General features: G+C 63.2%; 23 protein-coding genes. 17 read left to right on the top strand and 6 right to left on the bottom strand.

The features are described from left to right. The first annotated feature begins 2 nt into the window (after positions 1 to 2). The 3 genes from modB (at position 3) to X750_RS157855 (ending at position 2227) form a co-directional block, all read left to right on the top strand. Complete coding sequence (gene modB, locus X750_RS157845; protein ID WP_023746895.1) at positions 3 to 707, top strand: molybdate ABC transporter permease subunit; 705 nt, start codon at positions 3 to 5, stop codon at positions 705 to 707. Next, positions 704 to 1816: a molybdenum ABC transporter ATP-binding protein gene (gene modC / locus X750_RS157850; protein ID WP_023746894.1), complete on the top strand. Its 1113-nt coding sequence runs from the start codon at positions 704 to 706 to the stop codon at positions 1814 to 1816. Before modB ends, modC begins: the two co-directional genes overlap by 4 nt. Before the next feature lie 69 nt (positions 1817 to 1885). Beyond that, the gene (locus X750_RS157855; protein WP_023667411.1) at positions 1886 to 2227 is read left to right on the top strand and encodes a winged helix-turn-helix domain-containing protein; all 342 of its coding nucleotides are present in this window, start codon (positions 1886 to 1888) and stop codon (positions 2225 to 2227) included. A 202-nt stretch (positions 2228 to 2429) separates the two neighbouring features. Here the strand turns inward: X750_RS157855 and cobF are convergent, their stop codons facing one another. Then, complete coding sequence (gene cobF, locus X750_RS157860) at positions 2430 to 3203, bottom strand: precorrin-6A synthase (deacetylating) (protein ID WP_023746893.1); 774 nt, start codon at positions 3201 to 3203, stop codon at positions 2430 to 2432. Between the two features lie 147 nt (positions 3204 to 3350). On the opposite strand from cobF, the gene X750_RS157865 reads away from it, so the two are divergent. The 6 genes from X750_RS157865 (at position 3351) to X750_RS157890 (ending at position 9063) form a co-directional block, all read left to right on the top strand. Then, positions 3351 to 4367, top strand: coding sequence for a DUF4424 domain-containing protein (locus tag X750_RS157865; protein WP_023714745.1), 1017 nt, complete (start codon positions 3351 to 3353; stop codon positions 4365 to 4367). Continuing rightward, positions 4367 to 4885, top strand: a complete 519-nt coding sequence (locus X750_RS157870) for a dihydrofolate reductase (RefSeq protein WP_023667408.1) — start codon at positions 4367 to 4369, stop codon at positions 4883 to 4885. The genes X750_RS157865 and X750_RS157870 overlap by 1 nt, the downstream gene beginning before the upstream one ends. A 145-nt stretch (positions 4886 to 5030) precedes the next feature. After that, on the top strand, positions 5031 to 6140 hold the full coding sequence (gene hflK, locus X750_RS157875) for an FtsH protease activity modulator HflK (RefSeq protein WP_023682090.1): 1110 nt from the start codon (positions 5031 to 5033) through the stop codon (positions 6138 to 6140). Then, the gene (locus X750_RS157880; protein ID WP_023668332.1) at positions 6140 to 7117 is read left to right on the top strand and encodes a protease modulator HflC; all 978 of its coding nucleotides are present in this window, start codon (positions 6140 to 6142) and stop codon (positions 7115 to 7117) included. The genes hflK and X750_RS157880 overlap by 1 nt, the downstream gene beginning before the upstream one ends. 4 nt (positions 7118 to 7121) lie before the next feature. After that, positions 7122 to 7307, top strand: a complete 186-nt coding sequence (locus X750_RS157885) for a DUF2065 family protein (protein WP_023668333.1) — start codon at positions 7122 to 7124, stop codon at positions 7305 to 7307. A 238-nt stretch (positions 7308 to 7545) separates the two neighbouring features. Beyond that, entirely contained in the window at positions 7546 to 9063 is a 1518-nt protein-coding gene (locus X750_RS157890) for a DegQ family serine endoprotease (RefSeq protein WP_023682088.1), read from the top strand. Between the two features lie 46 nt (positions 9064 to 9109). Here X750_RS157890 and X750_RS157895 read toward each other — a convergent pair whose 3' ends face one another. Next, positions 9110 to 9682 (bottom strand): GNAT family N-acetyltransferase, encoded by a 573-nt coding sequence (locus X750_RS157895; RefSeq protein WP_023740245.1) that lies wholly within the window; start codon positions 9680 to 9682, stop codon positions 9110 to 9112. Next, positions 9679 to 10566, bottom strand: coding sequence for a phosphoserine phosphatase SerB (serB, locus tag X750_RS157900; protein WP_023746892.1), 888 nt, complete (start codon positions 10564 to 10566; stop codon positions 9679 to 9681). The genes X750_RS157895 and serB overlap by 4 nt, the downstream gene beginning before the upstream one ends. Here serB and miaA point away from each other — a divergent pair. Next, positions 10556 to 11539: a tRNA (adenosine(37)-N6)-dimethylallyltransferase MiaA gene (gene miaA, locus X750_RS157905; RefSeq protein ID WP_023740243.1), complete on the top strand. Its 984-nt coding sequence runs from the start codon at positions 10556 to 10558 to the stop codon at positions 11537 to 11539. The genes serB and miaA overlap by 11 nt on opposite strands. A 131-nt stretch (positions 11540 to 11670) precedes the next feature. Further along, positions 11671 to 12462: a GGDEF domain-containing protein gene (locus tag X750_RS157910; protein ID WP_023690907.1), complete on the top strand. Its 792-nt coding sequence runs from the start codon at positions 11671 to 11673 to the stop codon at positions 12460 to 12462. Between the two features lie 225 nt (positions 12463 to 12687). On the opposite strand, the gene X750_RS157915 is transcribed toward X750_RS157910, so the two are convergent. Continuing rightward, on the bottom strand, positions 12688 to 14520 hold the full coding sequence (locus X750_RS157915) for an ATP-binding protein (RefSeq protein ID WP_023746891.1): 1833 nt from the start codon (positions 14518 to 14520) through the stop codon (positions 12688 to 12690). Between the two features lie 152 nt (positions 14521 to 14672). On the opposite strand from X750_RS157915, the gene X750_RS157920 reads away from it, so the two are divergent. Genes X750_RS157920 through X750_RS157930 form a run of 3 tightly spaced genes read left to right on the top strand, consistent with a single transcriptional unit; the run spans position 14673 to position 16089 of the window. Next, complete coding sequence (locus X750_RS157920) at positions 14673 to 15239, top strand: XRE family transcriptional regulator (RefSeq protein WP_023668339.1); 567 nt, start codon at positions 14673 to 14675, stop codon at positions 15237 to 15239. Between the two features lie 4 nt (positions 15240 to 15243). Then, the gene (locus tag X750_RS157925) at positions 15244 to 15552 is read left to right on the top strand and encodes a hypothetical protein (RefSeq protein WP_023746890.1); all 309 of its coding nucleotides are present in this window, start codon (positions 15244 to 15246) and stop codon (positions 15550 to 15552) included. Between the two features lie 15 nt (positions 15553 to 15567). Further along, entirely contained in the window at positions 15568 to 16089 is a 522-nt protein-coding gene (locus X750_RS157930; RefSeq protein WP_023746889.1) for a GNAT family N-acetyltransferase, read from the top strand. Here the strand turns inward: X750_RS157930 and X750_RS157935 are convergent. Continuing rightward, on the bottom strand, positions 16086 to 17888 hold the full coding sequence (locus X750_RS157935) for an NAD(P)/FAD-dependent oxidoreductase (protein WP_023746888.1): 1803 nt from the start codon (positions 17886 to 17888) through the stop codon (positions 16086 to 16088). The genes X750_RS157930 and X750_RS157935 overlap by 4 nt on opposite strands. A gap of 138 nt (positions 17889 to 18026) precedes the next feature. Beyond that, positions 18027 to 18917, bottom strand: a complete 891-nt coding sequence (locus tag X750_RS157940) for a LysR family transcriptional regulator (RefSeq protein ID WP_023746887.1) — start codon at positions 18915 to 18917, stop codon at positions 18027 to 18029. Positions 18918 to 19038: 121 nt separating this feature from the next. Between X750_RS157940 and X750_RS157945 the strand changes: the two genes are divergently transcribed. The 3 genes from X750_RS157945 (at position 19039) to X750_RS157955 (ending at position 21592) form a co-directional block, all read left to right on the top strand. Further along, on the top strand, positions 19039 to 20190 hold the full coding sequence (locus X750_RS157945; protein WP_023746886.1) for a gamma-butyrobetaine dioxygenase: 1152 nt from the start codon (positions 19039 to 19041) through the stop codon (positions 20188 to 20190). Then, positions 20187 to 20771 carry an HD domain-containing protein gene (locus tag X750_RS157950; RefSeq protein WP_023707197.1) on the top strand — a complete coding sequence of 195 codons (585 nt, stop codon included), beginning with the start codon at positions 20187 to 20189 and terminating at the stop codon, positions 20769 to 20771. The genes X750_RS157945 and X750_RS157950 overlap by 4 nt, the downstream gene beginning before the upstream one ends. A 392-nt stretch (positions 20772 to 21163) precedes the next feature. Next, positions 21164 to 21592: a hypothetical protein gene (locus tag X750_RS157955; RefSeq protein ID WP_023731683.1), complete on the top strand. Its 429-nt coding sequence runs from the start codon at positions 21164 to 21166 to the stop codon at positions 21590 to 21592. Position 21593: the final 1 nt, after the last annotated feature.

Raw genomic sequence — 21593 nt, 5'->3', positions numbered from 1 at the left:
GTATGAACTGGCTGCTGGACCTCACTCCCGACGAATGGAATGCGGTCCGGCTGTCGATCAAGGTGGCGACGGTGGCGATGCTGTTCAGCCTGCCGCCGGGCATCTTGATCGCGCTGCTGCTTGCCCGGGGAAAATTCTGGGGCAAGACGCTGCTCAACGGCGTTGTTCATCTGCCGCTGATCCTGCCGCCGGTGGTGACAGGTTATCTCTTGCTGCTTACCTTCGGCCGGCGCGGGCCGGCCGGCGCTTTTCTCGCCGAGCATTTCGGCATCGTCTTTTCATTTCGATGGACCGGCGCCGCACTGGCCTGCGGCATCATGGGCTTTCCGCTGATGGTGCGGGCGATCCGGCTGTCGATCGAGGCGGTCGACCGCAAAATGGAGGCAGCGGCGGGAACGCTCGGCGCCAACCCGATTTGGGTCTTCGCCACCATCACGCTGCCGCTGATCCTGCCCGGGCTGATCGCCGGCTCGATCCTGTCCTTCGCCAAGGCGATGGGCGAGTTCGGCGCCACCATCACCTTCGTCTCCAACATTCCCAACGAGACGCAGACGCTGCCTTCGGCGATCTACACCTTCACGCAGGTGCCTGGCGGCGATGACGGGGCGCTCAGGCTGACGCTGATCTCCATCGTCATCTCGATGGCCGCATTGGTCGCCTCGGAAGTGCTGGCGCGGCGCGTCGGCCGGCGGATGGACATCGAATGAGCGTGCTGGTGGACATCAGCCATCGGCTCGGCGGTTTCGCCGTCGACGCGCGTTTCGAAAGCGCCGGGCGGCTGACGGCGCTGTTCGGGCCATCGGGCTCCGGCAAGACGACGCTGATCAACGTGATCGCCGGCCTGATCCGACCGGACAAAGGGCGTATCGCGGTCGATGGCCGCGTGCTGGTCGACACCGATGCCGGCATTTTCGTGCCGAAGCACAAGCGCCGGATCGGCATGGTGTTCCAGGACGCGCGGCTGTTTCCGCATATGAGCGTGGCCGGCAATCTGCGCTATGGCCGCTGGTTCACGCCACCGGCGGAGCGCTATGCGGATATCGACGCGGTCGTCGAACTGCTCGGCATCGGTCCTCTGCTCGACCGGCGACCGGCAAAGCTCTCGGGCGGCGAAAAGCAGCGCGTGGCGATCGGCCGGGCGCTGCTTGCCAGCCCGAAACTGCTGTTGATGGACGAGCCGCTGGCCTCGCTCGACGATGCGCGCAAAGCCGAGATCCTGCCCTATATCGAGCGGCTGCGCGACGAGACCAAGCTGCCCATCGTCTATGTCAGCCACTCCGTCGCCGAGGTGGCGCGGCTGGCCAGCGACGTGGTGGTGATGGCGCAAGGCAAGGTCGCTGCCTCAGGCCCGACCGGCGCGATCATGCAACGGCTCGAATTGCTGCCGGCGGAGGAACGCGGCGAGGGCGGCGCGGTTCTCGACACCAAGGTGCTGCGCCATGATGAGATCTTCGGGATGACCGTGCTCGGCTCGGCGGCGGGCGAAATCCGGGCGCCGCAATTGGCGGTCTCGGTCGGCGCGCCTGTGCGCATCCGAATCCGCGCCCGCGACGTGATGATCGCCACCGAACAGCCGAAAGGTCTCAGTGCGCTCAACATCCTGCCGGGCGCCATCGTCGCAATCGGCTCGGGCGAGGGGCCGACGGTCGAAATCGGCATCGACTGCAATGGCGCAACCGTGCTTGCGCGCATTACCGAACAATCCAGGCAGGTACTGAACCTTCAACTCGGCGGCAAGGTCTTCGCGGTGATCAAGACGGTCAGTTTCGACCGTGCCAACACCGGCGCCGGGCTGCCGGCCGAAGCGGATGGCTGATAACCGCTATATCGTTTTGGAATAGCGCTATGGGTCGAGAGGGGCTAGTGTGACTGTGGAGGACAAGAGATGCCGTCGCTGAGCCTGCGGATAAATCTCGATCCGGACGGGCGCATAGGTCCGGGCAAGATCGAATTGCTGGAGCAGATCGCCACTTTCGGCTCGATCTCGGCTGCGGCACGCGGCATGGAGATGTCCTACAAGCACGCCTGGGATCTGGTGGAAGATATGAACCGTGTGTTCGGCAAGCCACTGGTCGCGGCGCAGACCGGCGGCAAAAAGGGTGGCGGCGCACAGCTGACCTCAGTTGGCCTTGCAGTTGTCAGCCGTTTTCGCGCTATCGAGCGCGCTGCGGCGGCAGCGGCGGCCACGCATATGGACGCCTTGCAGGCGGAGATCGATGCTGGGTGAGGGTTGAAGCTTGCGATCCGTCACACCCCCCTCTGTCCTGCCGGACATCTCCCCCGCAAGGGGGGAGATCAGCTAGCCCGTAGACGGGCGCTAATCTGTTAGGCGATTGGCGAAATCCTCCGTGACGGCCAATCTCCCCACTAGAGGGGGAGATGTCCGGCAGGACAGAGGGGGGCGCGAAGGAACTCGACCTTTGAGCGCGCTATTCCTCGGGCTCTCCTGCTTTACGCAGCAGATAGGTGTCCATGATCCAGCCCTTTCTTTTCCGGGCTTCTTCTCTCGTCCTCTCAATCTCCTCGCCGACATCACCCAGGCGACCGGAAACGATGATCTCGTCCGGTGTGCCGAGATAGGCGCCCCAATGGATGATCAGATCCTTGTCTGCCAGCGTGTTGAAGGCGCATTTGCCGTCGAGCATGACCACGGCGCTGCCGGCATTGTGCGGCATGCCTTGTTCGGCGAGGCGGCGGCCGGTGGTGATCAGCACGGGGTCGCCGATGCGGTTCAGCGCCATCTTGTGGCCGGCGGCGAGCGCCTGGACGGCGGTGATGCCGGGAATGACCTCCAATTCGAATGCGACATTGCCTCTGAGCCGTACGCGCTTGAGAATGCGCAGCGCGCTGTCATAGAGCGAGGGGTCGCCCCAGATCAGGAAGGCGCCGCAGCCGTCCTCGGCAAGTTCGTCGCGGACCAGGCTCTCATAGATCTGGGCGATGGCCTCGTGCCAGTCATCGACGGTCGAGCGATAGGAAGGCGCCGGCTCGGCGCGCACCGGCACGTCGAACTCGACGCGGCGCGATTTCGGATTGCTGACGAAACGGTCGCAGATATGGCGGCGCAATTCGGCAAGGTCGTTCTTCTTCGCCCCCTTGTCGGGGATAAACAGGACGTCCGCCCGGTTTAGGCCTGATATGGCCTGCACGGTCATATGGTCGGGATTGCCGGCGCCGATGCCGATGACGAGAAGCTTGCGCATGACGCGAACTCCTGCCCGATCGAAACCTGTTAGTCCAGACCGCCGATTGGCGTGTCCAGACACTGTGGCGTCCTGCTGGGAGACGGAAGGCTTTGAAACGCCACATTGAAACGGCTAGGGTCGCGGCATTCTTGGCGAGGGGCTTCGATGTTGCAATATGTTCTGTCCGTAGCGCTGGCGCTTTTAGCCGTGCCCGCGCTGGCCAATGATACGACCGCCGAACTCGGCACAGGTGGCCTGATCCTGTCGCGTAGCGACGCGGTGTCGATGCAAAGCGAGGACCTCTATATCTCGCCGGAAAAGATCACGGTCGACTACGTCTTCCACAACAACACCGACAAGGATGTAAATGCCATCGTCGCTTTTCCGCTGCCGGACATCGAAGGCAATCCGGAGGAAATGCCGGCCATCCCGGAAAACCAGAGCGACAATTTCCTTGGCTTCGAGGTGACGATCGACGGAGCGCCGGCAAAGCCGCAGCTCGAGCAGAAAGTGTTCGCTGTCGGCATCGATATCGGCGCCGATCTGAAGGCGCAGAACGTGCCGTTCAATCCGTTCGGCGATGCGGCCAAGGCGGCCCTGGCGAAGCTGCCGAAAACGGTCGCCGAGGATTGGGAAAACCGCGGCATCATCATCGAGGATACGGGCAGCGACGGTACCGAGGCGAACAAGGTCTATACGCCGTGGTGGCAGTTGCGCTCGACCTATTGGTGGCGCGCGATATTTCCGGCCAACAAGGATGTCCACGTCTCGCACCGCTACAAACCGAGCGTCGGCGGCACGTCATCGGTGAGTTTCTTCTATGACGGCAAGTTCACCGAGGGCAGCCAGTACACGACCTACAAGACCCGCTACTGCATGGACGACAGCTTCGAGAATGCGGTGCGGCAGGCCGCCAAGGCCGACGGTTATCCGCATTTTTACGAGAACCGCATAGCCTATATCCTGACCACCGGCGGCAACTGGGCCAATGGCAGCATCGGCAAGTTCAAGCTAACCGTCGACAAGGGCAATCCGAAAGCGCTGATCTCGTTTTGCGGCGACAATGTCAAGAAGGTCGGGCCGACGACCTTCGAGACGGCGGCGCAGGATCTCTATCCCGAGCACAACATCGACATATTGCTTTTGGAGCCGTCGGATGACGGCGCCGGGGGAGCCAACTGATGGACGTCGCGATCTATGTCGCCATTGCGCAGAACGGCGTCATCGGGCGCGACGGCGGCTTACCGTGGCGGCTGTCCACCGATCTCAAGCGCTTCAAGGCCGATACGATGGGCAAGCCCGTCATCATGGGCCGCAAGACTTATGAAGGCATCGGCCGGCCGCTGCCGGGCCGATTGAACATCGTGGTGACCCGCGACAAGGCCTGGCGCGCCGAGGGCATAGAGGTGGCGCACTCGCTGGAGGCAGCGATCCAGCTGGCCACGGTGCGCGGGCGTTGCATGGCCGGCGTCGACGAAATCTGCATCATCGGCGGCGGCGAGATCTATGCGCAGGCGCTGCCGCTGGCAGACCGGCTGCACGTCACCCATGTGCTGGCGGCGGTCGATGGCGACGCGCATTTTCCCGACATCGATCCGGATTTGTGGCGCCTTGTCAGCGCTCAGGACGTTCCGGCCGGTGAAAAGGACAGCCATGCGACGCGCTATTCGGTTTACGAGCGACGCCGCGGCGTGCATTGAGACGATAAAAGGGTCGCGAACGTCCAAAACGGACATGCTCGGCAGCGGATCGCGTTGAAAGCGCATCGCTGCGTCCCTATAGAAGAACAACTGGATTTTGCGCCGCAACGTCGGCGCTGAGGGAATCCCAAGCGAAAGGACATTCATGCCCTGGAACGACAAGAGCGGCGGCGGCGGCCCATGGGGCGGCGGCGGCAACAATCAGGGACCCTGGGGGCAGGGACCGAAGGGGCCTAGCGGCCCGCCGGGGTCACCTCCCGATCTCGAAGACATCATCCGCCGCGGCCAGGACCGGCTGCGGCGCGCGCTGCCCGGTGGCGGCGGCGCCAGCCCGGCCGTCTTTGCGCTGATCGCAGCGGCTCTGATCGTGCTGTGGGCGTTCAAGGCGGTCTACACCGTGCAGCCGGACGAGGTTGCGGTCGAGCTGCGCTTCGGCAAGCCGAAGGCGGAGCTGTCGCAGCCGGGTCTGCATTTCCATTGGTGGCCGGTCGAAACCGTCGAGACGGCCAACATCGCCGAACAACTCGTCGATATCGGTGGTGGCGGCGCGACGAGCGGCAACTCGTCGGGGCTGATGCTTACCGGCGACCAGAACATCGTCAACGTCCAGTTTTCGGTGGCCTATCAGGTCTCCGATCCCCGGGCCTATCTGTTCGACGTCTCCGATCCCGAAGGCATGCTGCAGCAGGTCGCAGAGAGCGCCATGCGCGAAGCGGTTGGCCGGCGTCCGGCGCAGGACATCTTCCGCGACGACCGTCAGGGCATCGCCGCGTCGGTGCGTGAAATCATCCAGACGACGCTGGACGGCTACAAGGCCGGCCTGAATGTCAACGCGGTTTCGATCGAGGACGCGGCGCCGCCGCGTGAAGTGGCCGACGCGTTCGACGAAGTGCAGCGCGCCGAGCAGGACGAAGACAAGTTCGTCGAGCAGGCCAACCAGTATTCCAACCAGAAGCTTGGCCAGGCGCGTGGCGCCGCGGCGCAGATCCGCGAGGACGCGGCAGCCTACAAGAACCGTGTCGTCCAGGAAGCCGAAGGTGAGGCGCAGCGCTTCATCTCGGTCTATGACGAATACGCCAAGGCGCCCGATGTTACGCGCCGGCGGCTTTATCTGGAAACGATGGAGAAGGTGCTGAAGGATTCCAACAAGGTGATCGTCGAACAGGGCAATGGGCAAGGGGTCGTTCCCTATCTGCCGCTGCCGGCACTGCAACCGAAGGCGCCGCCGCCTGCGACCACGGGAGGAGCCCAGTGATGGCCAATCGTCTTCCCATCATCGCGGTCATCGCGGCCGTGCTTCTGTTCCTGCTCTACTCCTCGGTCTTCGTGGTCAATGCGCGCCAGCAGGCACTCGTGCTGCGGTTCGGCGAGATTGTCGACGTCAAGAATGAACCCGGCATCTATTTCAAGGCGCCTTTCGCCTTCTTCGACGCCGACAGCGTGCAATTGATCGAAAACAGGGTGCTGCGCTTCGATCTCGACAACATCCGCGTCCAGGTTTCGGGCGGCAAGTTCTACGAGGTCGACGCTTTCATCGCGTACCGCATCTCGGATCCGCGGGTGTTCCGCTCAGCCGTGTCCGGCCAGATCACACTGGCCGAAGCACGACTGAGGACGCGTCTCGATGCGGCGCTGCGCCGTGTCTACGGTCTGCGCGACTTCGAGGCGGCGCTCTCGGAAGAGCGGGCCGTGATGATGCGAGAAGTGCGCGATCAGCTTCGGCCCGACGCCACCTCGCTCGGCCTGCAGATCGAGGATGTGCGCATCCGCCGAACCGATCTGACGGCTGAGGTTTCGCAGCAGACCTTCGACCGCATGAAGGCCGAACGTTTGGCCGAGGCCGAACGGCTGAGAGCGCGCGGCAAAGAGGCCGCGCAGCGCATTACCGCCCGCGCCGACCGCGAAGTGGTGGAAATCGTCGCCGAGGCGCGCAAGGAATCGGAAATCCTGCGTGGTGAAGGTGAAGCCCAGCGCAGCGCGACCTTTGCCGACGCCTACAAACGCGATCCGGCGTTCTTCGACTTCTACCGGTCGATGAATGCCTATGGCACGGCGCTGGACAACTCCGGGACGACGATGGTGCTTTCGCCGAACTCGGAGTTCTTCCGCTTCTTCCGCAATCCGGACGGGACGGACGCGAAGCCGGCGACACCTGCGGCTCCGGCGACGGCACCTGCCGCGCCGGCGACGGCACCTGCCGCGCCGGCTGCACAACCTGCACCCGCCCAGTAGGGCGGTGCAGGATTTCCTTGCGGCCATAGGCCTGGTCCTCGTTGTCGAGGGCCTGGTCTATGGCGGCTTTCCCGGCCTTGCCAAACGTCTTGCCGGCGAAGTGCTGTCGACGCCGGAAATTGCGCTGCGCATCGTCGGGCTGGTGGCGATCGCCATCGGCGTCGGCATCGTCTGGTTGGTGCGTGGCTGAGGACCGCTGATCTGCAATTCCAGGAAAGTGTGAGCGGTTTTCCGTCCGGAATTGCGTAAAAGCAAAGGGATTGAACGGTTCGCCGTTTCCGCGAAACGGCGAACCGCTCTAAGGTGTAACGGAGGATTTATCCTCCTGATGTGGCCATAGCCGCAAACGTGCCGTATTTCTTGCCAACATGACGCGACGCGGCGTTTTGCCGAAGCGCTTTTTCTTTTCAGATTCCGGGAGGCTTTCGATGACATCCAACACCCTTCTGCGCGCGGCGCGGCGGACGTTCATCGCAGGTGCTGCGGCACTTATGGTCGGCGCGCTTGCCGTTCCCGCTTTCGTGACGCCGACGGTGGCCGCGGACGGACCGGCTTCGGTTGCCGACCTCGCCGAAGGCCTGCTCGGTGCGGTGGTCAACATCTCGACCTCGCAGACCGTGAAGGGCACGGAAGGTCCGGGCGCGGTGCCGATGCCGCAGCTGCCCGAGGGTTCGCCGTTCCAGGATTTCTTCGACGACTTCTTCAAGAACCGTGGCGGCGACAAGGATGGCGGCGCGCAAAAAGTGCAGTCGCTGGGCTCCGGCTTCGTAGTCGACGCCGAGCAAGGCATTGTCGTCACCAACAACCACGTCATCGCCGATGCAGACGATATCGAGGTGAATTTCTCCGACGGCGTGACGCTGAAGGCGACGCTGGTCGGCACCGACACCAAGACCGACGTGGCGGTGCTCAAGGTCGACCCGAAGGGCCACAAGCTGACGGCGGTGAAATTCGGCGATTCCAACAAGATGCGCGTCGGCGACTGGGTGATGGCGATCGGCAATCCGTTCGGCCTTGGCGGCACGGTGACGGTCGGCATCGTCTCGGCCCGCAACCGCGACATCAATTCCGGCCCCTATGACGACTTCATCCAGACCGACGCCGCCATCAACCGCGGCAATTCCGGCGGGCCGCTGTTCAACAGCCTGGGCGAGGTCATCGGTATCAACACGGCGATCATCTCGCCGTCGGGCGGCTCGATCGGCATCGGTTTCTCAATCCCCTCGCAGCTTGCCTCGGGCGTCGTCGACCAGCTGCGCCAGTTCGGCGAGACCCGTCGCGGCTGGCTCGGCGTGCGCATCCAGCCGGTGACCGACGACATCGCCGAGAGCCTCGGCATGGCGACCGCCAAGGGCGCGCTGGTGGCCGGCGTCATCAAGGGCGGACCGGTCGACAACGGCACAATTCTCGCCGGCGACGTCATCATCAAGTTCGATGGCAAGGACATCCATGAAATGCGCGACCTGCCGCGCGTCGTGGCGGAAAGCCCGGTCGGCAAGGCGGTCGACGTGATCATCGTGCGCAAGGGCGTCGAGCAGACGGTGAAGGTGACGCTCGGCCGGCTTGAGGACGGCGAGAAGGTCGCTGCCGGTGAGGACGGCACTACCGATGAGGACAAGGGCGGCGACAAGGCGCCCGCGGTCTCCACGGCCTCGGTGCTCGGCATGACCGTCGGCGAGCTCAATGACGACACACGGAAAAAATTCGGCATCGCGGCCGACGTCTCCGGCGTCGTCATCACCGACGTCACCAAGGATTCGGCCGCCGCCGAGCGCGGCATCCAGGCCGGCGAGGTGATCACCGAAATCGCCCAGGAATCGGTCGCGACCCCGAAGGACGTGATGGACCGGATCGGCGCGCTGAAGGAGCAGGGCCGCAAGAATGCGCTCTTGATGCTGGCGTCCAAGACAGGCGAGTTGCGCTTCGTGACGATCCGGATGGATTGAGTCCGGTCAGGCCTGCAACGATCTGATTTCGAAATGAAAAGGGCGGCTAGTTAGCCGCCCTTTTTCTTGCCTGCCAGTCCTTGCGCGACAGGGTGTAGAGGACATGCCGCTTGAGGTGCGGGTGGCTGTCAGGGATGGATGGGTGGTCGAAATCGCGAGCCGGGTCAGGGCTCATGCCAAGACGCTCCATGACGGCCGTCGAGCGGCGGTTGGCCGCGACGGCGAAGGAGACGATCTCGTCCCGGTCAAGCGTCTCGAAGCCATAAGAAAGCCATGCCTCGGCTGCCTCGGTGACGTAGCCCTTGCCCCAGAACTCGGGCGCCAACCGCCAGCCGATCTCGATCGTATCGGAGGGCAGGGACGGCACGTGATCGGTCTTTAAGAGGCCGACGAAACCGATGCATTCCCCAGTCGCAGCGATCTCGGCGGCGGCAAAACCAAAGCCGTCCTCGGCGATCCAGCCCTGAAACTCGTCCATCTTGGCATCCGTCTCGGCGCGGTCGCGGCGGAACGGAAAGAATTCCATCACCCGCTCGTCCGAATTGATGCGGTGGAAGAGTTCGCGATCGCGGTCTTCCCAGTTGCGCAGGATGAGGCGCTCGGTGCGCATCGGTTTCATTGGGCGAACTCTTCCTGGCGGTAGCCCTGGAGATAAAGCAGCGCGGTGAGATCGCCATGGTCGATGCGGACCTTGGCTTCGGCAGCAACGGCCGGCTTGGCGTGGAGCGCGACACCGGTGCCGGCCAGGCGGATCATGTCGAGGTCGTTGGCGCCGTCGCCGACCGCAATCGCATCGAATGGCGTCAGGCCGAGGCGGGCCGAGATATCGTTCAGCGCATCGGCCTTGGCGGCGCGGCCGAGGATCGGCTCGGCGACCAGGCCGGCAAAGCGCCCGTTCTCCTCGATCAGGCGGTTGGCACGGTTTTCCTGGAAGCCGAGCATGGCGGCGACACGGCTGGTGAAGACGTCGAAGCCGCCGGAGACAAGCGCCGTCCAGGCGCCATTGGCGCGCATCGTCTGCACCAGGGCGTGGCCGCCCGACGCCAGCGTCAGGCGGTTCGCGATGATGCAGTCGACAACGGCCGTATCGAGGCCTTTCAGCAACGCTACGCGTTCCCGTAAGGCGGGCTCGAAGGCGATCTCGCCGTTCATCGAGCGTGCGGTGATGGCGGCGACGCGGTCCTTGACGCCGATCTCGTCGGCGAGTTCGTCGATGCATTCCTGGTCGATCATGGTTGAATCCATATCGGCAAGCAGGATTGTCTTGCGGCGGCTTTCGGCCTGCTGAACGATCACGTCGACCGGCTCGGAGCCAAGTGCCAAGCGCAAGGCGGCACTTGCCTCAGCGGCTTCCGCACCCTCGGGTAGCACCAGATCGCAGGCGACGCCTTCGCCCAGCCAGCGAACAGCGCTTGCGCCGACCGACCGTGAGGCCATATTCGCAAGCGAGGCCGACATCGCGCGGCGGACGGGGTGAGACACAAGCGTGGCAATGAGCGGCATCGAGGCTTCCAAGCAGCTAGGCGAGGGCGGGCAGGCGGGCGAGGGCCGCGTGAAGGACGCGATCCTGATAGCCGGGCCGACCGCCAGCGGCAAGTCGGCGCTGGCGCTCGATCTCGCCGAGCGCAAGGGCGGTGTCATCGTCAACACCGATTCCATGCAGGGCTATTCGGTGCTCGATGTGCTGACTGCGCGACCGAATGCCGCCGAACTCGGCCGCGCGCCGCACTATCTCTATGGCCACGTGCATCCCTCCACCGCCTATTCCACCGGCGCCTGGCTGCGCGACGTGATGAAGCTGATCGATGACGGCACGCTCGCCCGACAGCCCGATGACGCCGGCTTTGAACGTCCGGTGATTTTCGTCGGCGGCACCGGGCTCTATTTTCGCGCACTTGCCGAGGGCATTTCGGAAATGCCCGACATTCCGCAGCAGGTACGCGACCGCTGGCGCTACGAGTTAAAGGAGCAAGGCGCAGCCAAGCTGCACCGCATCCTGATGCATGAGGATTCGGCGGTCGCCATGCAGCTGAAGCCGACCGACGGCCAGCGCATCGTGCGGGCGCTGGAGGTGCTCGACGCATCTGGCCGCTCCATCCTCGAATGGCAGGCAGCGCGCGGCCGGCCGCTGATCGACCGCGACAGCGCTCGGTTCTTCGTTATCGAGCCGGACCGCGCCGCCCTTGTCGAGCGGATCGAAACCAGGTTCGACCGCATGCTCGATCTCGGCGCGCTCGATGAGGTCAAACGGCTTGCGGCGCTTGGCCTCGATCCCGACCTGCCGGCGATGAAGGCGATCGGCGTTCGCGAACTTTCGGCTGCCATGGCGGGTGACATCAGCTTTCCTCAGGCCATCGAGCGCTGCAAGGCAGCGACGCGGCAATATGCCAAACGGCAAACGACGTGGTTTCGCCATCAGCTGGGACCGGAATGGCTGAGATTGCAGCCCGGCGACGGCCTGCAAGCCGTGATTTGATTTTCGTGCTGCTAATACAATTAAAGAAACAGAAGTAGGAATGAACATTCCCGCTCCGGTTGTCTGGATTAACCGTCCGTAAGGCGCCGGCATGCCATAGATCCGGGGGGTACTTTTCCAACGGGGAGCAGATGCGTTTCCACAAGGCGGAATCCGCATTTTTCGTCTTTATTTTCGTGATCCTGGCCGCAGGCCTGGTGACGCTTTATGCCTATGGTCAATTGCAGTCCATCGCGGTCGGTCACGATACGACTTCCCGGGTCGAGAGGATCGCCTATCTCAACACGCTGCTGTTTGTCACCGGGGTGCTGCTGGCGACAGCGCTGTTCTTCGGCGTGTTCTTCATCTACCCGCTGATTCGTAGGCAGGCCACGGAAGAGGGCAAGCTGCGCGCCATGACGGTTTCGCTCAGCGCCCGCTCGGAAACGCTGCAACATGCGGCATTGACCGACGGCCTTACCGGCATGCAGAACCGGCGCTATTTCGATGATGCGCTGAAGGAATATCTCGAGGAATTCCGCCGCATCGAAAAGCCCGTCGGGCTCATGATCCTCGACCTCGATCATTTCAAGCAGGTCAACGACACGCATGGCCACGATGTCGGCGACGAGGTGCTTAGGGCAGTCGCCAATTGCCTCAAAGGCATGACGCGCTATCACGACGTGGTGGCGCGGCTTGGGGGCGAGGAGTTCGCCGTCGTTACGCCCAACATGGATGCGGAGCTGTTGGGCAAGTTCGCCGAACGCATCCGCAAGGCGATTGCCAACATGTCGGTGCTGTCGGGCAATGTCCGCCTCAAGATCACCACCAGCGTCGGTCTTGCCGTCTGGGATCGGAAGGAAACGGCCGAGGAATTCTACCGCCGCGCCGACCGCCAGCTCTACGAGGCGAAGAGGCAAGGCCGCAACCGCGTCTGCGCCTAAAATCCCGAAGAAGAATTCATGAGGCCGGTTGCCTGACGTGGCTTTCTCGACTTCCGGTGCTCACGGACTAAATGTCCGCTCCGCTCCGGCTTCTCGAAAGCCACGCCATTCAATCCGGCCTGATGAATTCCCTTTCGGGATTTTGCCCAAGTGGGCCAACGAAGCCGAGCCCTGGCGCTCCGGCGGCTTCTCAATTGGCCGGCAAAAAAGTCGCTACGCTGAAGGTCAATCGTTCTGCGGGCGCATGCCGAAGGTTGTGGGCTTGAGGCCGTAGCGCAGGTCGAAATCGTCGTCGGGCTGGACGCGCTGGGCGGTGGCCGGCTTGCGGTAATCGGGATCGCCGGCCTGGCGGCCGGAGTCCACGACCTCGGCGAAGGCCATCTGCTGCTGCGGTTTCGGCACGTTGCGCAGCCGCTCGACGATGGCGGCGAGATCGACGTCGTTGCCGTCCTGCGAGAACTCGTCCTGCTCTCGCTTGGCGGTGCCGGGGATCAGGTTCTCCGCCAGTTTCTCGAACTTCAGCCGCATGGTCGTCGCCACGCCTTCACCGAAGGCGATGGCTTCGCGCTGGCCCATGGAGGACAGGAAGGCCAGCGTCGAGGCGGAGGAATCGGCGATCGCCGAGCGGATGATCGCCTGGTCCTGCTCGTTGGCCAGCCGCATGGCGAAGAAGGTCGAGCATTGCGACAGGATGGTCGGATCGAGTTCACCCGGGCGCTGGGTGACGACGCCGAGATAGCAGCCATATTTGCGGCCTTCCTTGGCGATGCGCGATAGTGCATGCCTTGTCGGGGCGAAGCCTAGGCGCGGATCGGCCGGCATATAGCGGTGCGCTTCCTCGCACAGCAGCAAAAGCTTCAGCCGGCCCTCGCTCCACAGCGCAAGGTCGAAGGCGAGCCGAGCCAGCACCGAACAGACGGAATTGACCACTTCGGACGGCATGCCGGCCATCTCGAAGCAGGTCACCGGGCGGTCATGATGCGGCACACGGAAAATATTGCCGATCGTCTCGTGGATCGTGTCCTCGATCAGCCGCGAATTGAACATGAAGCGATAGCGCGGGTCGGACGCGGCGGACTCGATGCGCGTCTTCAGCGATTTCAGCGTCGGGCGGTCGTTCTTGCTTTCCAGGAGGCCCATGCGCTCGTCGATCTGCTTGATGAGATCGACCATTCGGTAGGGCACCGGCGTGTCGGCGGTCAGCGCATCGCTGCCGCGGCGCACGTAAGAGCCTGAATTGGGATTGCGATAGAGGTTCTTGGCGGCGGGGATCAGGTCGCGCAGGACATCGACTTCTTCCGGCACGACCTCTCGGCCGCGAAACAGCACTTCGGCGAATTCTTCGAGCCTGAACATCCAGAACGGCAGGTCAAGCGTCTTGGAATCGACCCGGACGCAGAACTCAGGCAGCGACGCCGCGAATTCATTGTGCGGATCGAGGATGAGGATTCGCAGATCGGGCCGGGCCGCGATCGATTTGCGCAGCAGCAGCGAGACGGCGGTGGATTTGCCGACGCCGGTTGTGCCGACAACGGCAAAATGGCGCGCCAGCGTGTCGTCGATAGCGATGTTGGCGTCGATCGACTCATCCTGCGACAGCGTACCGATGGTGATCGAATGACGCCCGGCGAGATCGTAGACCGCCTGCAGGTCACGGGTACGGATGCGGTGCGCTATGGCGCCGATATGCGGATATGTGGTGATGCCGCGGTCGAACACCGGTTTGTCCCCTGGTTCGGCGCCGTCGCGCACTTCGCCGATCAGCTCGACGCTGACCTCGATGGGGTTTTGTCCCTCATTGCTCCAGGCGCGATCCGATTTGCCGATTTCGTAGACCAGACCAACGGTGCGCGATGTCCCGAGATTGATGGAGATCATCTTGCCGACCGTCCACAGGCCGGTGACCGCGCCTTCGATGTCGTCGGCATAGGCGCTGATGGTGGCGCGCGCACCGTCGCACTGCACGACGTTGCCGAGAATGCGCTTGTCGTTCTGCTCTGCGCGGCGGCGCTCCTGCGAGGTCGGTTCGCCGACGGAGGCTTCGCGCTCGACAAACATACGATCCGATCCCCATTCCCGTGGAGCGTCGATCCTACACAGACGGGGTTAAGGTGGCGTGATGCGGAATGGTGTAGCAGGGGTTAACCGGTCAGCGAAAATTCAACCCGCCGGCCTCTTTTCCGAATCCAAACATTCGATATATTGGACGAATGACTGATATAGCGAATGACATGTCGGCTACGATCGGCAGACGGATCCACGCCGAAAGAGCCTTGCGGGACTGGTCGTTGGCCGACCTGGCGAACCGCTCCGGCGTCTCCAAAGCCATGCTCAGCACTATCGAGCGCGGCATGACCAGTCCCACGGCGGCGCTGCTGGTGCGCATCGCCGCTGCTTTCGGCATGACGCTGTCGACGCTGATTGCACGCGCCGAGCAGCAAGGTGGCGGCCTGTTGCGCGAGAGTGAGCAGCCGGTTTGGCGCGACCCCGGTACGGGCTATGTCCGTCGGCATCTGTCGCCGGTTTCCGACACGCCGCTCGAATTGATCCGGGTGCAACTGCCGGCGGGCGCCAGTGTGAGTTTCCCGGCGGCGTCCTATGCCTTCATCAAGCAGCAGATGTGGCTGATCTCCGGGCGACTTGAGTTCACCGAGGGTGATATGGTGCATAGTCTCGAGCCCGGCGACTGCCTGGCGCTCGGCGCGCCGTCGGACTGCACGTTCCATGCCGTCGGACCGCAGCCGGCCGACTATCTGGTTGCGCTGGTCAGGGGCTGAAATCGTGGCAAGACGTCCCAAGCGCTCCGACAATGGCGGACCGCCGCTCGATGATTACAAGGGCCCGCCATGGGGCAAGGGCGATCCCTACATCTTCCTGGCCTGGCAGGCAGCGCATGCCAAGGCGTGGAAGGCGCCAAGCCGTGACGTGATGCTGATGCGCATGGAAAAGGCCGAGCGGCTTGGCCTGACCTATGAGGAATACACGCTCGAAATCCTCGAACGCGGGCTGCATCTGCAGCCGAAAGACACCGAACGCATCGCCGCGATCAAGGCGAGACGAAAGCGGCGCCGCGTCGCGCGTCTGGATTAGCAAGGGAAAGTGCAGGTGAGTCCCATCGAAATCAGGTCGCTGACTGCGGGAACATGCGACATGCTGGCCGACCTCCTGATCGAGACGGTCGCGGCCGGCGGCTCCGTCAGCTTCATGCATCCCTTATCCAGGCAAGCGGCGGAGGCCTTCTGGGGCAACTCGTTGGTGGCAGCAGAGACAGGTGAAAGAGCGGTGCTGGGTGCATGGAAGGGCGAGGTTCTGGTCGGCACCGTGACCGTGCTGCTCGACTTTCCTGATAATCAGCCGCACCGGGCCGAGATCGCCAAGCTGATGACCCGCGTCGAACACCGCGGCAAAGGCATAGCGAGCCGGCTGATGCGGGCGGCAGAAACGCTCGCCGTCGAGAAAGGCCGCACGCTTCTGGTGCTGGACACCGCAACCGAGGAGGGCGCTTCCGGCCTTTACGAAAAACTCGGCTTCACGCTCACTGGCGAAATACCGGACTTTGCCTTGAAGCCCCATGGCGGGCTGACCGGCACGCTCATCTACTGGAAGCGCATCGGCGGCGCTGCCTAAGCCTTGTGATGAACCTCTTGCAGCGCGTAGACCGGCGTCGCGATGCCTTCCATGCGGGCCTTCAACTGCAACGCCAGGAACTGCGAATAGTGGCGCGACTGATGCAGATTGCCGCCATGGAACCACAGCGCCTCCTGATGCGTCGGCTTCCACATGTTGCGGAGCTCGCCTTCCCAGGGGCCTGGGTCCTTGGTGGTGTTGGAGCCGAGGCCCCAGCATTTGCCGACCTTGTCTGCGACCTCCCGTGAGATCAAATCGGCCGCCCAGCCATTCATCGAACCGTAGCCGGTGGCGTAGACGATGAGATCGGCCGGCAGTTCCGATCCGTCGGAGAGCAGAACGGAGTGCTCCTTGATCTCCTTCACGTCGACACCGCTTTTCAGCTTGATCGACCCGTCGATGATCAGGTCGGAGGCGCCGACATCGATGTAATAGCCCGAGCCGCGCCGCAGATATTTCATGAACAGGCCGGAGCCATCGTCGCCCCAGTCAAGCATGAAGCCGGCCTTTTCCAGGCCCTTGTAGAATTTGTCGTCGCGCTTCTTCATCTCGGCATAGGCCGGGATCTGGAATTCGTGCAGGATCTTGTAGGGCAGGGAGGCGAAGACGAGGTCGGCCTTGGCGGTGGTCATGCCGCTCGCGACCGCCTTTTCCGAATAGAGCGAGCCCAGCCCGATCTCCATCAGCGTGTCCGACTTGACGATATGCGTGGTCGAGCGCTGCACCATGGTGACGTCGGCGCCGGCCTCCCAAAGGGCTGCTGCAATGTCGTGGGCGGAGTTGTTCGAGCCGATGACGACAGCTTGTCTGCCGACATAGGCATCGGGTCCCGGATGCTTCGAGGAGTGATGCTGGTCGCCCTTGAATGTGTCCATGCCCTTGAAGTTCGGCATGTTGGCCTTGCCGGATTGCCCCGTGGCCAGCACCAATTGTTTCGGCTTCAGCGTGATGTCCTTGCCGTCGCGGCGCACGACAACGGTCCATTCCTTTTTCTTGTCGTCATAAACGGCGCTCTTGGCCTCGGTCGATGACCAGTAATTCAGCTCCATCACCTTGGCGTACATTTCCAGCCAGTCGCCGATCTTGTCCTTGGGCGCGAAGACCGGCCAGTTCTTGGGGAAGTCGATATAGGGCAGATGGTCGTACCAGACCGGGTCGTGCAGGCAGAGCGATTTGTAGCGCTTGCGCCAGCTGTCGCCGGCACGCTCGTTCTTCTCGACGATGATGGTGGGCACGCCGAGTTGCCGCAGCCGGGCGCCGAGCGCGATGCCGCCCTGGCCGCCGCCAATGATGAGCGTATAGGGCTGCGTCTTGAAGCCGAGTTCGGCGGCTTCCTTCTCGCGCTCCTCCTTCCAGGTCGGGCGGTTCTTGCCATGGCCGTGCTTGGCGCCGAGCGGGCGGTCGAAACCGGCCGGCTCCTCATGGCCCTTGAGCTCGACCATAGTGGTGAGCAGCGTCCAGATCTTGCCGTCCTTCAGCCGGATGTGGCCGAAGCCGCGCGCGACAGACGTTTCGAAACTGATCCAGCCGTCGAGCACGCCGTCGCTTTCCGTGGCATCCTCGCCCTTGGCGATCGCCCAGTTCGACGGTTTGGTCCTGGCCAACTGGCTGACCAGCATGTCGCGCACCTGATCGCGGCCTTCCATCGTCTTGATGTTCCAGGTGAAGGTGACGAGATCGCGCCAGTAACAATCCTCCTGGAAGCAGGCGACCGCCTTGTCGATGTCGCCGGCGGTGAGTGCCGCGCCGAAGCGATCGAGCAGGTCGGAAAGCTTCTTGTTGGGGGCCTTGTCGAGCATTGAATTTCCTCCGCGATTTTTCCTGGCCGCCTGTAGCGAGCGGAACCCTGCCGAAGCTTGACGTCCGGCCTGGCGCAGTATCGCGACAAATTATGCGCCGCGTCACGTCGTCCAATAGTTTGCCGCGTATTCAGGGGCTTATCGGGAAATCGGGACGCCGAAGACCGTCACGAACCAGCGGCGGACCGCTTCTTCGGCAGGGCTCAGATGCGCGCCCGAGGGTGCGGTTAGATAGTGGCCGGCACCGCTCGACAGAGCGAAGCCGGAAAGGGTGACAAGCGATCCGTCGCGCAGTGCCGCGTCGGCCAACGGTCGCGATCCCAGCACCATGCCGGCGCCGTGCTTCGCCGCCTCCAACGCGGTAACGAAACTGTCGAATTTGTGCGTCGGCCCCAGCGCCGGCTTCATCCGGGCGACGGCGAACCACTCGCCCCACATTTCCCGCGCGCCGACCACTGTAAGTCTCGGCAATCCTGTCCAATCCTTGGCCTTGGCGAGATGCGGCGACGCCATCGGCGTCAAGGTTTCGCGGGTCAGGCGGTCGGCCTGCCGTCCGGCAAAAGAGCCGGGGCCAATGCCGAAACGGATGTCGAGACCCACAAAGCGCTCGCCGTAATCGGCCGGTGTGTGGATGGTCTCGATCTGCAGCTGGACGAAGGGCAGGTCCTTGGCCATTTGCGGCAGCTTTGGCGCGATCATCAGCACGGCAAACGAGATCGGCGAGCGTATCGTCACGCTCTGGACGGTCTTGGGTTCGAACAGCTCGCGCGTGCTGTTGGCGATCACGGCAAAGGCCGATTGCAGATGCGGCAGGTAGGCGGCACCCTCCGGCGTCAATTCGACACCGCGCGCCAGGCGGATGAACAGCGGCTGCTTCAGCCGCGCTTCGAGAGAACGGATGTGCTGGCTGACCGCAGCCTGGGTCAGGCCAAGCTCGGCCGCGGCGGCGGTGAAATTCGACAGCCGCGCGGAGGCCTCGAAACTGCGCAGCCAGTCAAGCGGGGGCAAGGGCAGGGTTGTTTCAGGCATAAACCGTTTAGGGCCTTTGGCTGCAAAATGATAATTTGGGTTATGCCTTCGACATCACCATGATGCAACCGGAAACCCTGCGGAGTTGGCTGCGGGGCGCAGCGGACAGGAACGGATCCCCATGCTTACCCAGGCGCTGATCGGCGACGAAGGAAGGACGATCGACCTCGGGTGGAAGGATGGCGCGCGCACTCGCTTTCACGCAGTGTGGTTGCGCGACAATGCGCTCGACGACAAGACGCGCAGCGCCGGCAACGGCCAGCGGCTGATCACCATTCTCGACATTCCCGCGCAGACATGGATCGGCGCAGCCGCGATCAAGGGCGATGCGCTTGAAGTCAGTTTCGAACCGGAGGGAAAGACGGTGCGCTTTCCTGCGGCATGGCTGAGCGCCAATGCCTATGACCGCGATGCCGCCCGACAGCCCGGCTGGACAGGCGAGGGCACCGTGCGATGGACCAGGGCCTCTATGCAGAATTCGGTGCCGCGCGCCGGCTATCTCGCTGCCAGCCGCGACCGCGCCGTCTTGCGGCAATGGCTGTCGGCGGTGAAGACCTACGGCTTCGCGGTGATGGACGATTTGCCGCCCGAATCCGGGGCGCTGTGCAAAGTGTCCGATCTGTTCGGCTATATCAGGGAGACCAATTACGGCCGCTGGTTCGAGGTGCGCGCCGAGGTCAATCCAACCAATCTGGCCTACACCAATCTTGGCCTGCAGGCGCATACCGACAATCCCTATCGCGATCCGGTGCCGACCTTGCAGATCCTGTCCTGTATCGAAAACACCGTGGAGGGCGGCGAATCCAGCGTCGTCGATGGTTTTGCCGTGGCGGCCGCGCTGCAGGCAGAAAACCCCGAAGGCTTCCGGCTGTTGAGTTCATACCCGGCGCGTTTCGAATATGCGGGGTCGTCGGGCGTGCGATTGCAGGCCAAACGGCCGATGATCGAGCTCGGGCCGGATGGCGAACTCATCGCCATCCGCTTCAACAACCGCTCGCTGGCGCCGACCGTCGATGTGCCGTTCGCGGAGATGGAGGCCTACTACGCCGCCTATCGCCGGTTTGCCGAACTGATCGAGGATCCTTCCTTCGAAGTCACCTTCAGGCTCGAGGCGGGCGAGGCCTTCATCGTCGACAACACCCGCGTCATGCATGCCCGCAAGGCGTTCTCCGGCGCCGGCAAGCGCTGGCTGCAGGGCTGCTACGCCGACAAGGATGGCCTTTTGTCGACGCTGTCGGCGATCGAACACAGCTTCAAGGAGGCTGCGGAATGAGCGGCCAGGATTTGAACGCGGGCAACATCGTCGAATTCATCGCCGATATTTTCGAACGCCGAGGGGCGGAATCCTATCTCGGCGAACCCGTCACCATGTCGGAGCACATGTTGCAGGGCGCCTGGTTCGCCGAAAAGGACGGCGCGCCCGATGTGCTGGTGGCGGCAGCACTGCTGCACGATATCGGCCACTACACCAGCGAGTTCGGCACCTATTCGCCCGACGATGTCGAGGACAAGCATCATGACGAAGCCGGCGGCGAGGTGCTGGCGCCGTTCTTTCCACCGGTGATCGTCGAATGCGTCAGGCTGCATGTCGCGGCCAAGCGCTACCTCTGCGCCACCGACCCGACCTATTTCGGCAGGCTGTCGCAGGCCTCGGTCCACACGCTGTCGCTGCAAGGCGGGCCGATGAACGCCGAAGAGGTGGCCGAGTTCCGCAAGAACCCGTTCCACGAGGAAGCGGTTCGGGTCCGCATCTGGGACGAGGCCGGCAAGATCGCCAACATGAAGACCCGGGCATTTCGCGACTACATGCCGCTGCTGCAACGGGTTGTCCGCGACTTCGCCAATCGCGCCTGATCATAATCCGGAGAAGGACCGGCATGTGCTACCGCTTCGACGGCGAGCATGCGCTAACCGTATGCCGGAGACCTGCCGCAAGCGTCTGCGTGCCGCAGGCGCTCGCGCCTCGCTGCCGATCCCTACCGGTGACGAGCCTTGTCACCGCGGATTTTATTGCGACATCCGTCGGCGCGGCCAAGATCAGGAGGTCAGACTTCGGTGTATATTTGACTCAGACGAAGGTCTGAGAATCGAGCTGCAAGCACGAAAGGAGAGTTTCCTCAGCGTTTGTGAGCCGCAATTTTGGGCTGTTCATTCTTGAATACCGTGACACATCATGATGTGATGGTGGCATGAATGGAGAAAGGCAGCCCCTGTTTTCATCCGTGCGTCGCCGGGCGTACTTTAGCTTGCGCGTATTCGCGGCGGTTGCGGTGACGATGCCGGTGCTTGGTCTGCGGTTGAGCCATGTCGACGGTTACAAGATCGAATTCGCCGCTGCCAGCGCCAAGAGCGGAAACAATGGCAATGGTAACGGTGGTGGCAACGGTAGTGGTAACGGTAATGGCTCAGGCGGCAACGCCGGGAATGGCAACGCCAACGGAAAGGGAAAAAATGGTGCCGGCGACAACGCCGCCGGTAGCCAAGCTCCCAGTAGCCAAGTCAATGCCGCTGGCGACACGGTGACGGTACAGGGCGCCAAAATCCAGGTCGTGCATCGCGATGGATTCAGCGAAAGCATCGAGGCCGGCCGCTTCACTATGAAGGATCCGCTTGGAAGGACAATTGTCGAACGCGCCGTAAGGGCCTCCGACATTGCTCGTCTGAAAGGGCTGTAAC

It is taken from the genome of Mesorhizobium sp. LNJC391B00, assembly GCF_000502535.1.
Taxonomy (GTDB): Bacteria; Pseudomonadota; Alphaproteobacteria; order Rhizobiales; family Rhizobiaceae; genus Mesorhizobium.
This window is presented reverse-complemented; position numbering and strand designations above follow the sequence as displayed.

Bases quoted from the DNA above. Each gene is read 5' to 3' on its own strand.
- X750_RS157920 (WP_023668339.1), top strand. From the start codon at position 14,673: ATGACTGATATAGCGAATGACATGTCGGCTACGATCGGCAGACGGATC.
- hflK (WP_023682090.1), top strand. From the start codon at position 5,031: ATGCCCTGGAACGACAAGAGCGGCGGCGGCGGCCCATGGGGCGGCGGC.
- X750_RS157870 (WP_023667408.1), top strand. From the start codon at position 4,367: ATGGACGTCGCGATCTATGTCGCCATTGCGCAGAACGGCGTCATCGGG.
- modB (WP_023746895.1), top strand. From the start codon at position 3: ATGAACTGGCTGCTGGACCTCACTCCCGACGAATGGAATGCGGTCCGG.
- X750_RS157945 (WP_023746886.1), top strand. From the start codon at position 19,039: ATGCTTACCCAGGCGCTGATCGGCGACGAAGGAAGGACGATCGACCTC.
- serB (WP_023746892.1), bottom strand. From the start codon at position 10,566: ATGCCGCTCATTGCCACGCTTGTGTCTCACCCCGTCCGCCGCGCGATG.
- X750_RS157880 (WP_023668332.1), top strand. From the start codon at position 6,140: ATGGCCAATCGTCTTCCCATCATCGCGGTCATCGCGGCCGTGCTTCTG.
- X750_RS157910 (WP_023690907.1), top strand. From the start codon at position 11,671: ATGCGTTTCCACAAGGCGGAATCCGCATTTTTCGTCTTTATTTTCGTG.
- modC (WP_023746894.1), top strand. From the start codon at position 704: ATGAGCGTGCTGGTGGACATCAGCCATCGGCTCGGCGGTTTCGCCGTC.
- X750_RS157915 (WP_023746891.1), bottom strand. From the start codon at position 14,520: ATGTTTGTCGAGCGCGAAGCCTCCGTCGGCGAACCGACCTCGCAGGAG.
- X750_RS157935 (WP_023746888.1), bottom strand. From the start codon at position 17,888: ATGCTCGACAAGGCCCCCAACAAGAAGCTTTCCGACCTGCTCGATCGC.
- miaA (WP_023740243.1), top strand. From the start codon at position 10,556: ATGAGCGGCATCGAGGCTTCCAAGCAGCTAGGCGAGGGCGGGCAGGCG.
- cobF (WP_023746893.1), bottom strand. From the start codon at position 3,203: ATGCGCAAGCTTCTCGTCATCGGCATCGGCGCCGGCAATCCCGACCAT.
- X750_RS157895 (WP_023740245.1), bottom strand. From the start codon at position 9,682: ATGAAACCGATGCGCACCGAGCGCCTCATCCTGCGCAACTGGGAAGAC.
- X750_RS157890 (WP_023682088.1), top strand. From the start codon at position 7,546: ATGACATCCAACACCCTTCTGCGCGCGGCGCGGCGGACGTTCATCGCA.
- X750_RS157865 (WP_023714745.1), top strand. From the start codon at position 3,351: ATGTTGCAATATGTTCTGTCCGTAGCGCTGGCGCTTTTAGCCGTGCCC.
- X750_RS157855 (WP_023667411.1), top strand. From the start codon at position 1,886: ATGCCGTCGCTGAGCCTGCGGATAAATCTCGATCCGGACGGGCGCATA.
- X750_RS157940 (WP_023746887.1), bottom strand. From the start codon at position 18,917: ATGCCTGAAACAACCCTGCCCTTGCCCCCGCTTGACTGGCTGCGCAGT.
- X750_RS157950 (WP_023707197.1), top strand. From the start codon at position 20,187: ATGAGCGGCCAGGATTTGAACGCGGGCAACATCGTCGAATTCATCGCC.